General features: G+C 59.6%; 12 protein-coding genes and 1 tRNA gene. 3 read left to right on the forward strand and 10 right to left on the reverse strand.

Annotated elements, in window-relative coordinates:
• Window positions 1–29: 29 nt before the first annotated feature.
• From AB4N98_RS15235 to rpsU, 6 genes are all read right to left on the reverse strand, one after another.
• Complete coding sequence (locus tag AB4N98_RS15235) at window positions 30–476, reverse strand: Lrp/AsnC family transcriptional regulator (RefSeq protein ID WP_017530794.1); 447 nt, start codon at window positions 474–476, stop codon at window positions 30–32.
• Between the two features lie 251 nt (window positions 477–727).
• Window positions 728–804, reverse strand: a tRNA-Ile gene (locus AB4N98_RS15240).
• A 15-nt stretch (window positions 805–819) separates the two neighbouring features.
• Window positions 820–4,563: an EAL domain-containing protein gene (locus tag AB4N98_RS15245; protein WP_460148748.1), complete on the reverse strand. Its 3,744-nt coding sequence runs from the start codon at window positions 4,561–4,563 to the stop codon at window positions 820–822.
• A 136-nt stretch (window positions 4,564–4,699) separates the two neighbouring features.
• On the reverse strand, window positions 4,700–6,550 hold the full coding sequence (gene rpoD, locus AB4N98_RS15250) for an RNA polymerase sigma factor RpoD (protein WP_017530796.1): 1,851 nt from the start codon (window positions 6,548–6,550) through the stop codon (window positions 4,700–4,702).
• 67 nt (window positions 6,551–6,617) lie between these two features.
• Complete coding sequence (gene dnaG, locus AB4N98_RS15255) at window positions 6,618–8,585, reverse strand: DNA primase (protein ID WP_065879380.1); 1,968 nt, start codon at window positions 8,583–8,585, stop codon at window positions 6,618–6,620.
• A 444-nt stretch (window positions 8,586–9,029) separates the two neighbouring features.
• A complete protein-coding gene (gene rpsU, locus AB4N98_RS15260; protein WP_002551877.1) occupies window positions 9,030–9,245 on the reverse strand; it encodes a 30S ribosomal protein S21 in 216 nt (71 codons plus the stop codon).
• Between the two features lie 202 nt (window positions 9,246–9,447).
• On the opposite strand from rpsU, the gene tsaD reads away from it, so the two are divergent.
• The gene (gene tsaD / locus AB4N98_RS15265; protein WP_017530798.1) at window positions 9,448–10,473 is read left to right on the forward strand and encodes a tRNA (adenosine(37)-N6)-threonylcarbamoyltransferase complex transferase subunit TsaD; all 1,026 of its coding nucleotides are present in this window, start codon (window positions 9,448–9,450) and stop codon (window positions 10,471–10,473) included.
• A 31-nt stretch (window positions 10,474–10,504) separates the two neighbouring features.
• Here the strand turns inward: tsaD and plsY are convergent, their stop codons facing one another.
• Entirely contained in the window at window positions 10,505–11,074 is a 570-nt protein-coding gene (gene plsY, locus AB4N98_RS15270) for a glycerol-3-phosphate 1-O-acyltransferase PlsY (RefSeq protein WP_017530799.1), read from the reverse strand.
• A 72-nt stretch (window positions 11,075–11,146) separates the two neighbouring features.
• On the opposite strand from plsY, the gene folB reads away from it, so the two are divergent.
• Both folB and folK read left to right on the forward strand, forming a co-directional pair.
• Window positions 11,147–11,500, forward strand: a complete 354-nt coding sequence (gene folB, locus AB4N98_RS15275; RefSeq protein ID WP_017530800.1) for a dihydroneopterin aldolase — start codon at window positions 11,147–11,149, stop codon at window positions 11,498–11,500.
• Window positions 11,491–12,009, forward strand: coding sequence for a 2-amino-4-hydroxy-6-hydroxymethyldihydropteridine diphosphokinase (gene folK / locus AB4N98_RS15280; protein ID WP_017530801.1), 519 nt, complete (start codon window positions 11,491–11,493; stop codon window positions 12,007–12,009). The genes folB and folK overlap by 10 nt, the downstream gene beginning before the upstream one ends.
• A 6-nt stretch (window positions 12,010–12,015) precedes the next feature.
• Here the strand turns inward: folK and AB4N98_RS15285 are convergent, their stop codons facing one another.
• The 3 genes from AB4N98_RS15285 to AB4N98_RS15295 all read right to left on the reverse strand — a co-directional run bounded on the left by AB4N98_RS15285 (window position 12,016) and on the right by AB4N98_RS15295 (window position 16,139).
• Window positions 12,016–13,242, reverse strand: a complete 1,227-nt coding sequence (locus AB4N98_RS15285; protein WP_017530802.1) for a multifunctional CCA addition/repair protein — start codon at window positions 13,240–13,242, stop codon at window positions 12,016–12,018.
• A gap of 63 nt (window positions 13,243–13,305) precedes the next feature.
• Entirely contained in the window at window positions 13,306–14,871 is a 1,566-nt protein-coding gene (locus AB4N98_RS15290) for a SpoVR family protein (protein ID WP_065879381.1), read from the reverse strand.
• Window positions 14,868–16,139: a YeaH/YhbH family protein gene (locus AB4N98_RS15295; protein WP_003194735.1), complete on the reverse strand. Its 1,272-nt coding sequence runs from the start codon at window positions 16,137–16,139 to the stop codon at window positions 14,868–14,870. Before AB4N98_RS15295 ends, AB4N98_RS15290 begins: the two co-directional genes overlap by 4 nt.
• Window positions 16,140–16,164: the final 25 nt, after the last annotated feature.

Here is a 16,164-nt window from a genome sequence, read left to right on the forward strand (position 1 = left end):
GTTTTCAGTCGTAGTGACGAATGAGTTGGTCAGAGTGGTTGGCCGCGATCCAATTTGTTACTGAGGATGATCGAGGTAGTGGTTTTCTCCACGCCATCGACGCCGCCGATCTGGTCGAGCAGTTGGTCCAGCTGGCCCGGCGAGTCGGTGCGCAGCCAGGCCACGTAATCAAACTCGCCGCTCACCGCGCATAACTGCTGCACCTGAGCCATGGCGCTCAGCCTGCGCAGCACTTCCTTGCCCGAACGCGGCTGCACGGTGATGCCCACATAGGCCTGCAAACCGCCGTCCACCACACGTTGGCCAAGACGGACGCCGTAACCGGTGATCACCTGGGTTTTCTCCAGCCGCGCCAAGCGCGACGTCACCGTAGTGCGCGCGATGCCTAACTGCCGGGCAAGCATGGCCACGCTTTCGCGGGCGTTGATCTGCAAGGCGGCGATCAACTGGCGATCGATTTCATCCAAGACAGGCAAGGGAGGCTCCGTAACGGGGGGCAATGGGCATGCATGTTACAGGCTTGCATCGGACTTGAGGCGGGCGTTCCCGCCGCAAAGCTACGCGCATGGAGGTTTGACCTGATGGACCTCGCACCTTTGCACCTGGCCATTGCGCCACTTTTACGCTGATGTCTTCGGCATTGCGTGGTGCAAGGGCGCTCCAGTAGCGCCAGGTCGTTGCCAGCCACCCAGACACACAAAAGCCGCGCAATGCGCGGCTTTGGAGTTGGTGGGCCCACACGGACTTGAACCGTGGACCAAAGGATTATGAGTCCTCTGCTCTGACCAACTGAGCTATAGGCCCTTAACAGGTCGCGGATTATAACGATGGTTTCTCCAGTGTGCTATCCGAAAAATCCTCAAGGCTTATACGAAGGAAGGAAGCGGCGAAAAGCTCCGGTGGCAGGGGCAGGCTGACGATGTAGCCTTGCATCTGCTCACAGCCTTCGGCGGCCAGGAAGGCTTGTTGCGCGCAGTTCTCCACACCTTCGGCGATGATGGTGAATTGCATGCTGTGGCCCAGGGCGATGATGGCGCGCACGATGGCGGCGTCGTGGGGGTCGTCGGGCAGGCCGCGGACGAAGGACTGGTCGATTTTCAGGAAGTCCAGAGGCAGGCGCTTGAGGTAGCTGAGGGACGAGTAGCCGGTGCCGAAGTCATCGATCGCCAGTTGCACGCCCAGGTGTTTGAGTTGATGCAGGACCTCCAGCGCCTCCTCGGCCTGGCTCATGATGAAGTTTTCGGTGATTTCCAGTTGCAGGCAGCCGGGTTCCAGGTGGTAGTCGCGCAGTAGCTGTTCGATGCGGCCCAGCAGGCCGGGGTGGCGCAGTTGCGCGCCGGCGAGGTTGACCGACAGCGGGCCGAAATCATCGAAGCGGCCCTGCCAGGCGTGCAGTTGTCGGCAGGCATGTTCGAGTACCCAATCGCCAATTTGCAGGATCATGCCGTTCTCTTCGGCCAGGGCGATGAAGTGTTCGGGAGGAACCTCGCCAAAGGTCGGGTGATGCCAGCGGATCAAGGCTTCGGCGCCGATCAGTTCGTGGGTTTTCAGGCTCAGTTTTGGTTGGTAGTAGAGGCTCAGTTCCTCGCGCTCTATGGCTCGACGCAGTTCGTGCTCGAGTGCCACGCGCTCTTTTGCCTGGGCCGTGAGGTCGCGGGTATAGCATTCAACGCGGTTACGGCCCTTGGCCTTGGAGCGATACATGGCGGCGTCGGCGTTTTTGACCAGGGTGGCGACGTCGGTGCCGTCCTGTGGATACAGGCTGGTGCCGATGCTGGCACTGATGAAGAACTCGTGCTCGCCGGCCTGGAACGGTGGGATAAAACAGGCCAGCAGTTTATTCGCCAATTGCTCGGCATCGCTGGGGTGTTGCAGGCCGGGCAGCAGAATGATGAATTCATCGCCGCCCAGGCGAGCGACGGTGTCGATGTCGCGCAGTTGCTCCTTGAGGCGTACGGCGATGTCTTTGAGCAGCAAGTCGCCGATCGGATGGCCGAGGCTGTCGTTGATGTGTTTGAAGCGATCCAGGTCGAGAAACAGCACCGCGCCCTGTTTGCCGGTTTCTTGATGGCCGTTGAGGGCGGCCTGCAAGCGGTTTTCAAACAGCGTGCGGTTCGGCAGGCCGGTCAGCGGATCGTGATGTGCCTGGTAGTCCAGGCGTGCCTGAGCCAGCTTGAGGCTGGAGATATCGGCAAACACTGCAACGAAGTGGGCGGTCGATTGATCGTGATTGCGCACGGCGCTGATGGTCAGCCAACTGGGGTATAGCTCGCCGTTCTTGCGACGATTGGAAATTTCCCCCTGCCAATGGCCCTGGGCCGTCAATTGGTGCCACATCGCCGCGTAGAACGCGCTGTCATGCAGGCCCGAGGCAAGCAGCCGCGGCGTTTGGCCGAGGGCTTCGGCTTCGCTGTAACCGGTGATCTCGCTGAAGGCGCGGTTGACGGCGCTGATGTTCTGCTCGGTGTCGGTGATCAACACGCCCTCGGCGGTGCTTTCGAAAACGGTGGCGGCCTGCTGCAGTTTCTCCTGCATCAGTTGGCGTTCGGTGATGTCGCGGGCAATGGTCAGCATGCAGTCGTCATCGCCGATGGGCAGCGGCCGGCTGGACACTTCACACAGGCGGATCTGCCCATCGGCGCGACGGATATGACAGATGAAGTCGCGCACAAAACCGTCGCGATGCATCAGCTCCAGCATGTGTTTGCGCTCGTTGAGATCGACCCAGATACCCAGTTCCAAAGTGGACTGGTCCAGAGAGTTGGCTGCGGTGAAGCCGGTAATGCGGCTGAAGCCCTCGTTGACCTCGATCAGCAGCCCGTCGTGCTGGCGGCTCAGCAGCAGGCCATCGGGCGAGGCGTGGAAGGCTTTGGCAAACTTCTCTTCGGAGGTTTGCAACTGTTGCTGGGTTTCCTTGAGTTGGGTGATATCGCGAACCACTACCACGATGGCTTCGACCGTATCGAGTTGGAACGGCTCTGCGGAGATCAGCCCGGTAAAGGCCTGACCGTTGCTGCGCAGGAAAGGCATTTCCAGGTTGCGAATACTGACGGTCTGGACCCGCTTCAGCAATTCAGGGCCGATGCCCGGAATGCCCCATATTTCCAGTTCCGTGCCGTTGCGACCGATTACCTGCGCTGCGCTGAGGCCAATTTGGTCTTCGAAGGCTTTATTGACCTCCAGCAAGCAGCCATCGGACAGCCGGGCAATGACCAGGATATCCGGGCATTGCTGGAATACTGAGGCGAACTTCTGTTCAGAAAGCCGCAGCGCTTCCTCGGTGCGCTTGGCCTCGCTGATATCGATCATCAGACCGCGCAGTACAGGTTCATGGCCGTGTTCGATCAGGCTGACGATGTCGCGCACCCACAAGCAGCGGCCATCGGCGGTGATTACCCGGTAATCGATGCTGTGGTCACGGTTGGCGCGGGTTTCACGGTAGCAATAGGCTTCGGCGCGGGTCAGGTCGGCGGGGTGAATGATGTTGCGCCAGAAGCCTGGAATCAGCCAATGGGCGCGTGGGTAGCCGAGCAGGTCCTCGGCATGGGGCGACACATAGCTGTAGGTGAAATCGGTGATGCTGGCTTCCCAGGCAATGGCCGACAAGCTCTCTACCAGGCCGCGATAGTGGTACTCGCTGCTGCGCAATTCCTGCTCGAGGGCGACGCGCCGGGAAATTTCCGAGCTGAGCCGGCGATTGATCCGAATCACGATGGCCAATACGGTGCTCAACAGCAGCACGGCGGGCAAGCCGTACATGAGCAAGTCGTTCCAGAAGGTGCGGTTATCGGTGACGCTGCCTACCCAGTGTTGCTGGATAGCGTCGGTTTCGGTCGGGCTGAGGTCGGCCAGGACTTTGTCCAGAATGCCCACCAGCATTTTGTCGTCCCTTGGCACGCCCATCGCCAATTGGTAGCGGTAGGGCGTTTCGCCACTGACGTACAAGCCGTCAAGCTTGAGTTCTCGCAGGCTCCAGACACTGGACGCCAGGTCGCTGACCACCGCGTCCACTTCGCCGGTCGCCAGGGCCTGCAGTGTGGAGCTGACATTCGGCAGCGCCACCAGGTTGAGGTCGGGGTGATGGGTGCGCAGCAACTCGTGGGGGGCGTAGTTTTCCACCACGGCAATTTTCAGCCCATACAGGTCCTTGAGATTGCGCGGCCGTGCGCCGCCTTCATGGGCAAGAATCACCATCGGGAAGTCGATATAAGGGCGAGTGAAGGCCAGGTAGTTCTGGCGTTCCGGCGTCGACATGATGCTGGGGATAAGGTCGAGACGATTGCTTCGAGCCATTTCCAGGACCGCCCCCCAATTTGGCGGCTCGACCAGCTTGATGCGCACGCCCAGGCGGTCCTGGATCAGGCGTACATAGTCCGCCGATAAGCCGTGGTAGCGGCCATCTTCATCGCGGTATTCGAACGGTGGCCATGAGGCGTCTACCCCAAGGCTCAACTCCTGATGGTCCGCCAGCCAGCTACGCTCATCATCGGTAAGCGTCAACGCGCCAGCCGTTGCGGTCCAGGTCAGCAGCGACAGCAGTATCACGGTCGGCAATCTGGGCATAACGGTCTCGTTATGGCACGGGGGAATGTCACGAGTGTAGACGGGCATTTCAGGGGAGGGGTGTTGCGAGGGCGGTTAATCTATAGAAAGCAATTTATACATAGCAAAACCCCCGGCCTGGGCCGGGGGTCTGGGGTCACTCGTCGAGGAAGGAGCGCAGATGCTCGCTTCGCGTCGGGTGGCGCAACTTGCGCAACGCCTTGGCTTCGATCTGACGGATCCGCTCACGGGTCACGTCAAACTGCTTACCGACTTCCTCAAGGGTGTGGTCGGTATTCATGTCGATGCCGAAACGCATGCGCAGTACCTTGGCTTCACGGGCAGTGAGGCCGGACAGTACGTCGCGAGTCGCTTCCTTAAGGCTCTCAACAGTGGCGACATCGATTGGCGACTGCATCGTCGAGTCTTCGATGAAGTCACCCAGATGGGAGTCTTCGTCATCACCGATCGGGGTTTCCATGGAGATCGGCTCTTTAGCGATCTTCAATACCTTGCGGATTTTATCCTCAGGCATTTCCATGCGTTCGCCCAACTCTTCCGGGGTCGGTTCGCGACCCATTTCCTGCAACATCTGCCGGGAAATACGGTTGAGCTTGTTGATGGTCTCGATCATGTGCACCGGAATACGGATGGTGCGGGCCTGGTCGGCGATCGAGCGAGTGATCGCCTGACGGATCCACCAGGTGGCATAAGTCGAGAACTTGTAGCCGCGACGGTATTCGAATTTATCCACAGCCTTCATCAAGCCGATATTGCCTTCCTGGATCAGATCGAGGAATTGCAGGCCACGGTTGGTGTACTTCTTGGCAATGGAGATCACCAGACGCAAGTTCGCTTCAACCATCTCTTTCTTCGCGCGGCGGGCCTTGGCCTCACCGATCGACATGCGACGGTTGATGTCCTTGATCTCGGCAATCGTCAGACCGGTCTCGGTCTCAAGTGCAGTCAGCTTCTGCTGGCAACGGATGATGTCCGGCTGCAGGCGACCAATGGCTTCGGCGTACTTCGCCTTGCCTTTGGCCAGCGCGTCGCTCCAGCTTTCGTCAACTTCGTTGCCCGGGAACTGGCGCAGGAAGTCGGTACGCGGCATGCGCGCATCACGAACACAGAGCTGCATGATCGCGCGCTCTTGTGCACGCAGACGCTCAAGGGCGCTACGAACACGTTCAACCAGGCCTTCGAATTGCTTCGGTACCAGCTTGATCGGCATGAACAGCTCAGCCAGGGCCAACAGTTCGGCGATTGCCTGCTTGTTGGAGCGGCCGTGCTTTTTCAGCGCCTTGCGGGTGATTTCCATTTGGTCGGAAACCGCACCGAAACGCTGGGCAGCGACGATCGGGTCTGGACCGCTTTCGACTTCTTCTTCGTCGTCGCTGCTGGCTTCAGCATCGTCGTCATCGGAATCGTCGTCGGCTTTCGCGGCTTTCGCATCGACAGGCGGCGGCACTTCGGCAGCCGGTGGCGCAATGCCGTCGTCCGGGTCGATATAACCGCTCAGGACGTCGGACAGGCGGCCACCTTCGGTGGTGACGCGAGTGTACTCGGAGAGAATGTGGTCAACCGTGCCAGGGAAGTGCGCGATTGCGCCCATCACTTCACGGATGCCCTCTTCGATACGCTTGGCGATTTCGATCTCGCCTTCGCGTGTCAGCAACTCGACGGTACCCATTTCACGCATATACATGCGCACAGGGTCAGTCGTGCGACCGATGTCGGTCTCCACCGCGGCCAACGCGGCAGCGGCTTCTTCAGCGGCTGCCTCGTCGGTATCGGCGTCGGCCAACATAAGGGCGTCCGCATCCGGAGCACTCTCGTGTACGGGGATCCCCATGTCATTAATCATGCGGATGATGTCTTCCACCTGCTCAGGATCTGAAATATCCTCAGGCAGGTGATCGTTGACCTCTGCGTAAGTCAGATACTTCTGCTCACGACCAAGGGTGATCAACTCTTTGATACGAGACTGCTGTTGCGCTTTTCCGGACATAACACCCTATCCACTGAAGGTCTTGGCGGGCAAAAAACAAGCCGAGGATTATACCCGAGCTATGACCTCACACGCCAGCTGAGGTCGGGTTTGATGCGGAAACATTCTGTTTTAAGAGGTCGCGCATCTGTTTTGCTATCTGAATTTGCTCTTCAGCCGATAATCCCGGCTGCCTTGCTCTCTTGATGAGGTCGTCGAGGGTCTGCGTGTGCTGACCCGCGGATAACCTAGTAATGGTGTCTAAAAACTGTTGTTCAAGGTTGTCGCCGTCAATTAGCCACTCCTTTTCCGCGAGCGCTTTCAACAAGCGGCCTTGCTCCGTGCCGTGCCAGCGAGCCATCAGCTGAATAGAGTTTAGCTTAGGATTTTTCTGCACGGCTTCGATCAGTGCGATCAGCACCTGCGCGTAGGTATTGCTCTCGTTGGCAAAATGCTCGGCACTTTCGACCCTTTCCGCCAATTGCGGGTGGTGAATGAGTGTGCGCAGGGCGATCAGCGTGGGGGCCTCTACGGCAACCGGCGTGCGCGGGGCGTAGGCCTCGTCGCGATCACCGCGCTTGCCGTTCTTGCTCCAGGGTTTCTTGTCCCATTTCTTGCCGCCGGCACCTGGCTTTTTTGGCGTCCATTCCTGCTGGGGGGCGTAGGCATCCTGCGGCTGGAAATCGGAATAGTCCGGCATGGCGTCGTAATCCATGCCTGGATCGTAGGCCGGTGGAGCATCCTGCGGCGCGCTGTGCACCAGCTGGCTGACGGCTTCGCCACTCAGGCCAGTGATTTCCAGCAAGCGCTGGCGCATCAGGGTGCGCAGGTTCGCGCCGGGCACCTTGTCGATCAGCGGCGCGGCGAGGGTGGCCATGTGTGCCTTGCCCTCGAGGGAGCGCGGGTCGGCTTCTTCGGTTAGTTGCTGGAAGAAGTAATCCGCCAGCGGCTGTGCATGTTGATTGATGCGCGCGCGGAATGCATCGGTGCCTTCGGAGCGCACCAGGGTGTCCGGGTCTTCGCCTTCGGGCAGGAACAGAAAGCGTGCGCGGCGCCCATCCTGCAGGCTCGTCAGCGTAGCTTCGAGGGCGCGCCAGGCAGCGTTGCGGCCGGCCTGGTCGCCGTCGAAACAGAACAAAACGCTCGGCACCACGCGGAACAGGCGCTTCATGTGTTCTTCGCTGGTGGCGGTGCCGAGGGTGGCTACCGCGTTGCGCAAGCCCTGTTGGGCGAGGGCGATCACATCCATATAGCCCTCAACCACAATGATTTCATCGAGGTTGCGGTTGTTCTTGCGCGCTTCGAACAGGCCGTAGAGTTCCTGGCCCTTGTGGAACACTGGGGTTTCCGGAGAGTTGAGGTACTTGGGCTTGTCGTCACCCAGCACTCGGCCACCGAACGCGATGATGCGGCCGCGGCTGTCGCGGATCGGGAACATCACACGGTCGCGGAAGCGGTCGTAGCGCTTGCCGGTCTCGGCGTTCTCCACCAGGAGACCGGCGTCGATCATGGCTTTTTGCTGAAGCGTGTCGCTGCTCAGGTGTTTGTACAGGTTGTCCCAGCCGGGCGGGGCGAAACCGAGGCCGAAGTCGCGGGCGATTTCACCGGTAAGGCCGCGGCCCTTGAGGTAGTCGACGGCCGCCTTGCGCTGCGGATGGCTTTTGAGTGCCTGGCGATAAAAATCGGCCGCGGCGGTCAGCAGCGGGTACAACGGCGAGTCTGTGGGTTGCCGGGGTTTGTGCGGGCGTCCACTTTCTTCGCGGGGGATTTCCATGCCTGCGGCTTTTGCCAGTTCCTCGACGGCCTGGGGGAAGTCCAGGTTGTCGTGGTCCATGATGAAGCCGAGGGCATTGCCGCCCGCTCCGCAGCCGAAGCAGTAATAGAACTGCTTGTCGGGGCTTACGCTGAATGACGGGGTTTTTTCTTTATGAAACGGGCAGCAGGCGGTGTAGTTCTTGCCGGCTTTTTTCATTTGCAGGCGCGAGCTGACAACATCGACGATGTCGGTGCGGTTCAGAAGGTCGTCAATAAAGCTCTGGGGAATTAGCCCGGCCATGGCGTTCTCGTCATCACTGCGTGTAAATGAGGGCCCGTAAAAAGCTCAAGCGCACCTATCGAATGGCTCGACCATCAATCATCTGCTTGGGCTGTCTGGAAGTGTATCTGCCGAACATTTGCTGACGTTAGTTTCTATCAGTGTCCGGCGAAGAAAAGTTGCCCTGGAGTCCGGTCTCGGCCTATGGGCGGCCTCGGAAGCTCATCAATGGGCACAGCCGACACAGTTGATCGTCTGCTTGAAGAATAGGTGTGCTCGTCAGTAGCCTTGTTAGGCTCGTCAGAAGAGACGTGCACCGCTGGCAGAAAGCCAGTCCTGACGTGTGAAGCAGTTGTCTCGGTCGCGTGTGCGGCGTCGACGATGAAGCATCAAGCGATATCCGCAAATGCCAACAGCCCGGCTGAGGGCCGGGCTTGGCAGAAGCTTGCTACGAGCGTCTGTGTATTAGTACAGACGAACGGCGCGGCGCTGTTCGCGCTGAACTTTCTTAGCGTGACGCTTAACAGCGGCTGCTGCTTTACGCTTACGCTCAGAAGTTGGCTTCTCATAAAATTCGCGGCTACGAACTTCAGCCAGAACACCGGCTTTTTCGCAGGAGCGCTTGAAACGACGCAGAGCTACGTCGAAGGGTTCGTTCTCTTTTACTTTGACGGCTGGCATCCAGAGCTACCTTCTTTCATTACCGGGATCAACGTTCTCGTCGCAAAAAATTCGCGGCTGAGGTCGTCGGTTTTTAAGGGTTGCGGATGTTAACCCCTCATTGGCAGGAATGCAAAGCCTCTGATCGAAAACCGCTAGTCGGGAGGGGGAGTGGCGACTATTATGCGCGCCTTCGAATTTAGCCTCTACAAGGCGCAAACCCATGCTAGTACTGGGACTTGAAACCTCCTGCGACGAAACCGGTGTCGCACTTTACGACAGTGAACGCGGGCTTTTGGCCGATGCACTGTTCAGTCAGATCGACTTGCATCGCGCCTATGGTGGCGTGGTGCCGGAGCTGGCCAGTCGTGATCACGTCAAGCGCATGCTGCCGTTGATCCGCCAGGTGCTGGACGAGGCCGGTTGCGTGCCGACCGAGATCGATGCCATCGCCTACACCGCCGGCCCTGGATTGGTCGGAGCCCTGTTGGTTGGGGCTTCTTGCGCCCAGGCGCTGGCGTTTGCCTGGGGCATTCCAGCCTTGGGAGTACACCACATGGAGGGCCATTTACTGGCGCCCATGCTGGAAAAAACACCGCCGCAGTTCCCGTTCGTCGCTTTGTTGGTTTCGGGCGGCCATACGCAGTTGGTTCAGGTCGACGGGATCGGTCAATACACGTTGTTGGGCGAGTCTCTGGACGACGCTGCCGGCGAAGCCTTCGACAAAACCGCGAAGATGATGGGCCTCAATTATCCCGGTGGCCCGGAAATCGCGCGCCTCGCCGAAAAAGGCGTTGCCGGCCGCTTCACCTTCCCGCGCCCGATGTGCGATCGCCCTGGCCTGATGTTCAGCTTCAGCGGCCTGAAAACCTCCGCACTCAATACCTGGCAGCACAGCGTCAGCGCCGGGGACGACAGTGAGCAAGCCCGTTGCGACATCGCGCTGGCGTTCCAGCAGGCCGTGGTGGAGACTTTGACCATCAAGTGCAAGCGTGCCCTGAAACAAGCGGGTATGAAGCGCCTGGTGATCGCCGGCGGCGTCAGCGCCAATAAGGCCTTGCGTGCCTCGCTGGAAAAAATGCTCGGTGATATGAAGGGCGATGTGTTTTACGCGCGCCCGGAGTTCTGCACCGACAATGGCGCGATGATCGCCTATGCCGGATGCCAGCGCCTGCAGGCCGGGCAGCACGAAAGCCTGGCGATCAGCGTGCAGGCACGCTGGCCGATGGAGCAGTTGTCACCGTTATAGGTTCAACCTGAGCCGGGCTCATCAGGAGTATTTAAAAATGCCGTTCGCGCCCGGCAAACAGGTCGCGTAGATTGCCGCGGTGGCGCCAGACGATCAGCAGTGTCAGCACGCTCATCGGCAGCAGCGCCGCCGGTTCTTGCCAGGCCAGCAATGGCAGGGTGAGCGGTGTGGCGATCAGCGCCGCCAACGAGCTGGTGCGGGTCAGGTAGAACGTCAGCAGCCATGCGACAACGGCCAGTAACGCTGCCGGTGGGTAGATTCCCAGCAGCATGCCGGCTGCCGTGGCGACGCCTTTGCCACCGCGAAAGCGGAAGTACAGTGGAAACAGATGGCCCAGGACGGCGCACACGCCTACCCAGGCCTGCTGTTGCAGGGTAAGGCCGGCGAGGCTTGCGATCAGCACGGGCAAAAGGCCCTTGCACACGTCGCCCAGCAGCGTCAGCACAGCGAGTTTCTTGCCGGCCAGGCGCAACATGTTGGTGGCGCCGGCATTGCCGGAGCCACCCATTCGCGGGTCGGGGTTTCCCGTCAAGCGGCTGAGCACAATGGCGAAGGACAGCGAGCCGAGCAGGTAGGCGAGAATCGCCAGTGACCAAAACATGCTAACTATTCCGGGCGAGGACGCCCTGATTCTAACGGGGCATTGCGCCCTTGTCGTGCTGCGGAGAAGAGCGTGGACAGAGTGTTTATCGAAGGCCTGGAAGTCGACACCGTGATCGGGGCCTACGACTGGGAGCGTGGGATCCGTCAATGCCTGCGCCTGGACCTGAGCTTCGCCTGGGACAATCGCCCGGCTGCCGCCGGTGACGACCTGACCCTGGCGCTGGATTACGCCAGCGTATCCGCACGTATCCAGGCCTTTGCCGAGCAAACCCAATACCAATTGGTGGAAACTTTTGCCGAGCGCCTGGCCGAAGTGCTCATGAGTGAGTTCCAGATTCCCTGGCTGCACCTCAAACTGACCAAGCCCGGCGCCGTACCGGCTGCCAAGGGCGTGGGCGTGGAGATCGAGCGCGGATGTCGCTGACTCAGGTTTACCTTGGCCTCGGTAGCAATATCGAGCGCGAGGCCCATTTGTGCGCCGGCCTTGATGCGCTGGCGAACGTGCTGACCGATATGCGCTGCTCCGCGGTGTTCGAAAGCCAGCCGGTGGGCATCAAAAGTGGGCCGTTCTTCAATTTGGTGGTGTCGGCGTATACCGACCTGCCGTTGATGGAGTTGGACCGTCGTCTCAAGCTCATCGAAGCCGACAATGGTCGCTATGCGCCGGATCGCAAGGGTTTGCCGTTGGATATCGACGTGCTGCTGTACGGCGAAATGGTGGGCGATTTCGACGGTTTGGTCCTGCCCCGCGCAGAGATCCTGAAAAACGCCTTTGTGTTGTGGCCGCTGTCGATGATGGCGCCGGACCGTGTGCATCCTGGGGCAGGCAAGACCATGGCCGAGCTGTGGCGCGACGCGGACATCGACCAAGTGCTGGCGCCTGTCGCGTTTGAGTGGCAGGGCCGGCAACTGACGCCGAGTGAGTTTGTGTAGGTCTTTCTAGGAAGCAAGTTCCTTATAGGTCTGCAATGCCTTGAGCCGCTCGCGCTTCAGGGCTTCTCCGAGCGCCGGGCCTTTGAAACCTTTCTCCAGCAACGGCGCCACCGCCACCTCCCGCGCTGCCTGCGCCGCGGCGCGCAAGTAGCCCGCCTGTGGATAACTGCGCTGTTCAAAGCCCTTGCGCCCGCGGGCGTCCATTTCACAGGCCACCACAAACTCTTCAAAGCGCTGCGGCCTTCGGTACACGTCAAAACTCTGCAGCAAATCCAGCAATGTCGAGGCTTTGAGTTCCAGGGCGCGGTGGCAGTGGGTGTGATATTGGCCCACCAGCAAGGCCAGTTCCTGACAATCCTTGGGTACCTTGAAGCGTTCGTTGACCGCCTTGATCAGCTTCAGCCCGCGATGCTCATGAGCAATGTGCTGCGGCAACTTATCCACAGGCGTCAGGCCCTTGCCCAAATCGTGCAGCAGGCAGGCCCAGCGTACGGTCAGCGGTTGTTTATGAAGGGCTGCCTGTTCGAGCACGCTCAAGGTGTGTATGCCGGTGTCGATCTCCGGGTGATGTGCCTCGGGTTGCGGTACGCCGAACAGCGCATCCACTTCCGGCATCAAGGTTTTCAGGGCGTTGCAGTCGCGCAGGACCTGGATAAACACCTGGGGTTGATCTTCCATCAATGCCCGGGAAATTTCCTTCCAGCTGCGCTCTGGCGTCAGTGCCTCCAGTTCCCCGGATTCGCTGAGCTGGCGCATCAGTTCGAGGGTTTCGGGGGCCACCGTAAAGCCCAAATGTGCATAGCGCGCAGCAAAGCGCGCAACGCGCAGCACTCGCAGGGGATCTTCGGCGAACGCGGGGGAAACGTGGCGCAGAATACGTGCTTGCAGGTCGCGTTGGCCGTGATAAGGGTCGGTCAGGTTGCCCTCATCGTCTTCGGCCATCGCGTTGATGGTCAGGTCGCGACGAATCAGGTCGTCTTCGAGTGTGACATCGGGGCTGGCGTGAAACACAAAGCCGCCGTAGCCCCGACCACTTTTGCGTTCGGTGCGGGCCAGGGCGTACTCGTCGCCGTTTTTCGGGTCCAGGAACACCGGGAAATCCGCGCCTACCGGCTTGAAGCCTTTGGCAAGCATCGCTTCAGCGGTCGCGCCAACGACCACGCGGTCCACATCGGTAACCGTGATGCCCAGCAAGCGATCACGCACGGCGCCGCCGACTTTGTAGATTTTCATGAAAAAGCCTCCATTAGCGGCACAGGATAACGCCTGTGCCTGACCAATGGAGGCTTTGCTGTTTCAGAGGTGAACGACGGCCAGGTCCAGGCGGCCATAGTCGTTGTCGTTATGATCGCTGCGCGGTGGGACATGGTGGGTCTTCATGACTTGGTCGCCCTGCAGGGTTTCCAGGTGGATATCAAAGCCCCACAGGCGGTGCAGGTGCTTGAGCACCTCTTCGGTGGATTCGCCCAAGGGTTTGCGGTCGTGCTGCTGATGACGCAGGGTCAGCGAGCGGTCGCCGCGCACATCAATGCTGTAGATCTGCACGTTGGGCTCACGGTTACCCAGGTTGTACTGCGCCGCCAGGGTTTCGCGAATGGTGCGGTAGCCGGGCTCATCGTGGATGGCCGGTACCATCAGGTCGTCCTTGAGGTCGTCGTCCAGGATGCTGAACAGCTTGAGATCGCGGATCACCTGGGGTGACAGGTATTGCAGGATAAAACTCTCGTCCTTGAAGCTGCTCATGGCAAATTTGAGGGTGGACAGCCAGTCGCTGCCGGCGATTTCCGGGAACCAGCGGCGGTCCTCTTCAGTGGGGTGTTCGCACATGCGCCGTATGTCGCGGTACATCGCAAAGCCCAGGGCGTAAGGGTTGATGCCGCTGTAGTACGGGCTGTCGAAGCCCGGCTGGTACACCACGCTGGTATGGGACGTGAGGAACTCCATCATGAAGCCGTCGGTGACCAGGCCCTCGTCATACAAGTCATTCATCAAGGTGTAATGCCAGAACGTTGCCCAGCCTTCGTTCATCACCTGGGTCTGGCGCTGTGGATAAAAATACTGGGCGATTTTGCGCACGATGCGCACGATCTCCCGTTGCCACGGTTCGAGCAACGGCGCGTGTTTTTCCAGAAAATACAGGATGTTTTCCTGTGGTTCGGCGGGGAAGCGCGCATTGTCCTTATCGCTGTTCTTGCCGGCGCGCTTGGGAATAGTGCGCCAGAGATCATTGATCTGCTTTTGCAGATGCTCTTCGCGCTCCTTCTGACGCAGGCGTTCTTCCTCGGCCGAAATCGGGTATGGGCGCTTGTAGCGGTCAACGCCGTAGTTCATCAAGGCATGGCAGGAGTCGAGCAGGTCTTCCACCGCGTCGATGCCGTGGCGCTCCTCGCACTGCATGATGTACTGCTTGGCAAATACCAGGTAATCGATGATCGAACTGGCATCTGTCCACGTGCGGAACAGGTAGTTGCCCTTGAAAAAACTGTTATGCCCATAGCAGGCGTGGGCCACTACCAGTGCCTGCATGCAGATGGTGTTTTCTTCCATCAGGTAGGCGATGCACGGGTCGGAGTTGATCACGATCTCGTACGCCAGGCCCATCTGGCCGCGACTGTAGGACTTTTCGGTGCTGAGGAAGTGTTTGCCGTAGGACCAATGGTGATAGCCCAGCGGCATGCCCACCGAGGCGTATGCGTCCATCATCTGCTCGGCAGTGATCACTTCGATCTGGTTGGGGTAAGTATCCAGGGCATAACCCGCCGCAATGCGGCTGATTTCCCGGTCATAGGCCTGGATCAGCTCAAAGGTCCATTCGGACCCGGTGGAAATGGGTTGGCGCTTAGTCTCTTTTTTGGCGGTCATGTCACTAACCTGCGCTGGAAGAGTTCACGGAAGACCGGGTAGATATCGCCGGCCGAGACCAGTTGCTGTTGGGCAAACGTATCGGCAAAAGCTTCGCCGATGCGCTCGTATTCGAACCACAGGGCTTGGTGCTCACGGGGGGTAATTTCAACGTAGGTGTAATACTGCACGAACGGCATGATCTGGTTGATCAGGATGTCGCGGCAGATCGGTGAGTCGTCATTCCAGTTGTCGCCGTCGGAGGCTTGGGCGGCGTAGATGTTCCACTCGTTGGCGGGGTAGCGTTCGGCCATGATCTCCTGCATCAGCTTCAATGCGCTGGACACAATGGTGCCGCCGGTTTCCCGCGAGTAAAAAAACTCCTCTTCGTCCACTTCCCGGGCGCTGGTGTGATGTCGGATGAACACCACGTCGATCTTGTCGTAGTTCCGCTTGAGAAACAGGTACAGCAGGATGAAAAAGCGCTTGGCGATGTCCTTGGTGGCCTGGGTCATGGAGCCGGACACGTCCATCAGACAGAACATCACCGCCTTGGAGCTGGGGTTGGGCTGTTTGACCAGCAGGTTGTATTTAAGGTCAAAGGTGTCGAGGAACGGCACACGATGAATGCGTGCGCTGAGTTTCTCTATTTCCGCTTCTATTTCCTGGATATCGCCGAAGTTGTCCGGCTCTTCACGCTTGAGGCGCGCCAGCTCTTCCTTGGCTTGCTTCAATTTGGCGCGGCTGCTGCCCGACAGGGCGATACGCCGCGCATGGGCCGAGCGCAGGGTGCGGATGATGTTGATGCGCGAGGGGTTGCCCTCGTTGCTGATGCCGGCGCGCACGGTCTTGAAGGTGTCGGTGCCGGTCAGGTTGCGTTTGACCAGGTTGGGTAATTCCAGGTCTTCGAACATGAATTCGAGGAATTCTTCCTGGGTGATCTGGAATACAAACTCATCCATGCCTTCGCCGGAGTTACCGGCCTTGCCCGGGCCTTTGCCGCCACCACCACCCTGGGGGCGCTGGATATGTTCGCCGGTAGTGAACTCCTTGTTGCCTGGGTGTACGACGGTCTGTTTTCCGCCCCGGCCATGGTGCAGCACCGGTTCGTCGATATCGCGACCGGGAATGCTGATCTGTTCGCCATGTTCCATGTCGGTGATGGAACGGCGGCTGACGGCTTCTTCAACCGCCTTTTTGATGTGGTCACGGTAACGCCGCAGGAAACGCTGACGGTTTACCGTGCTCTTGTTCTTGCCATTGAGGCGTCGGTCGATCACATAGCTCATGCGGAGCCCTCCGGGCAGCTTCACG

It is taken from the genome of Pseudomonas sp. S3_E10, assembly GCF_054667615.1.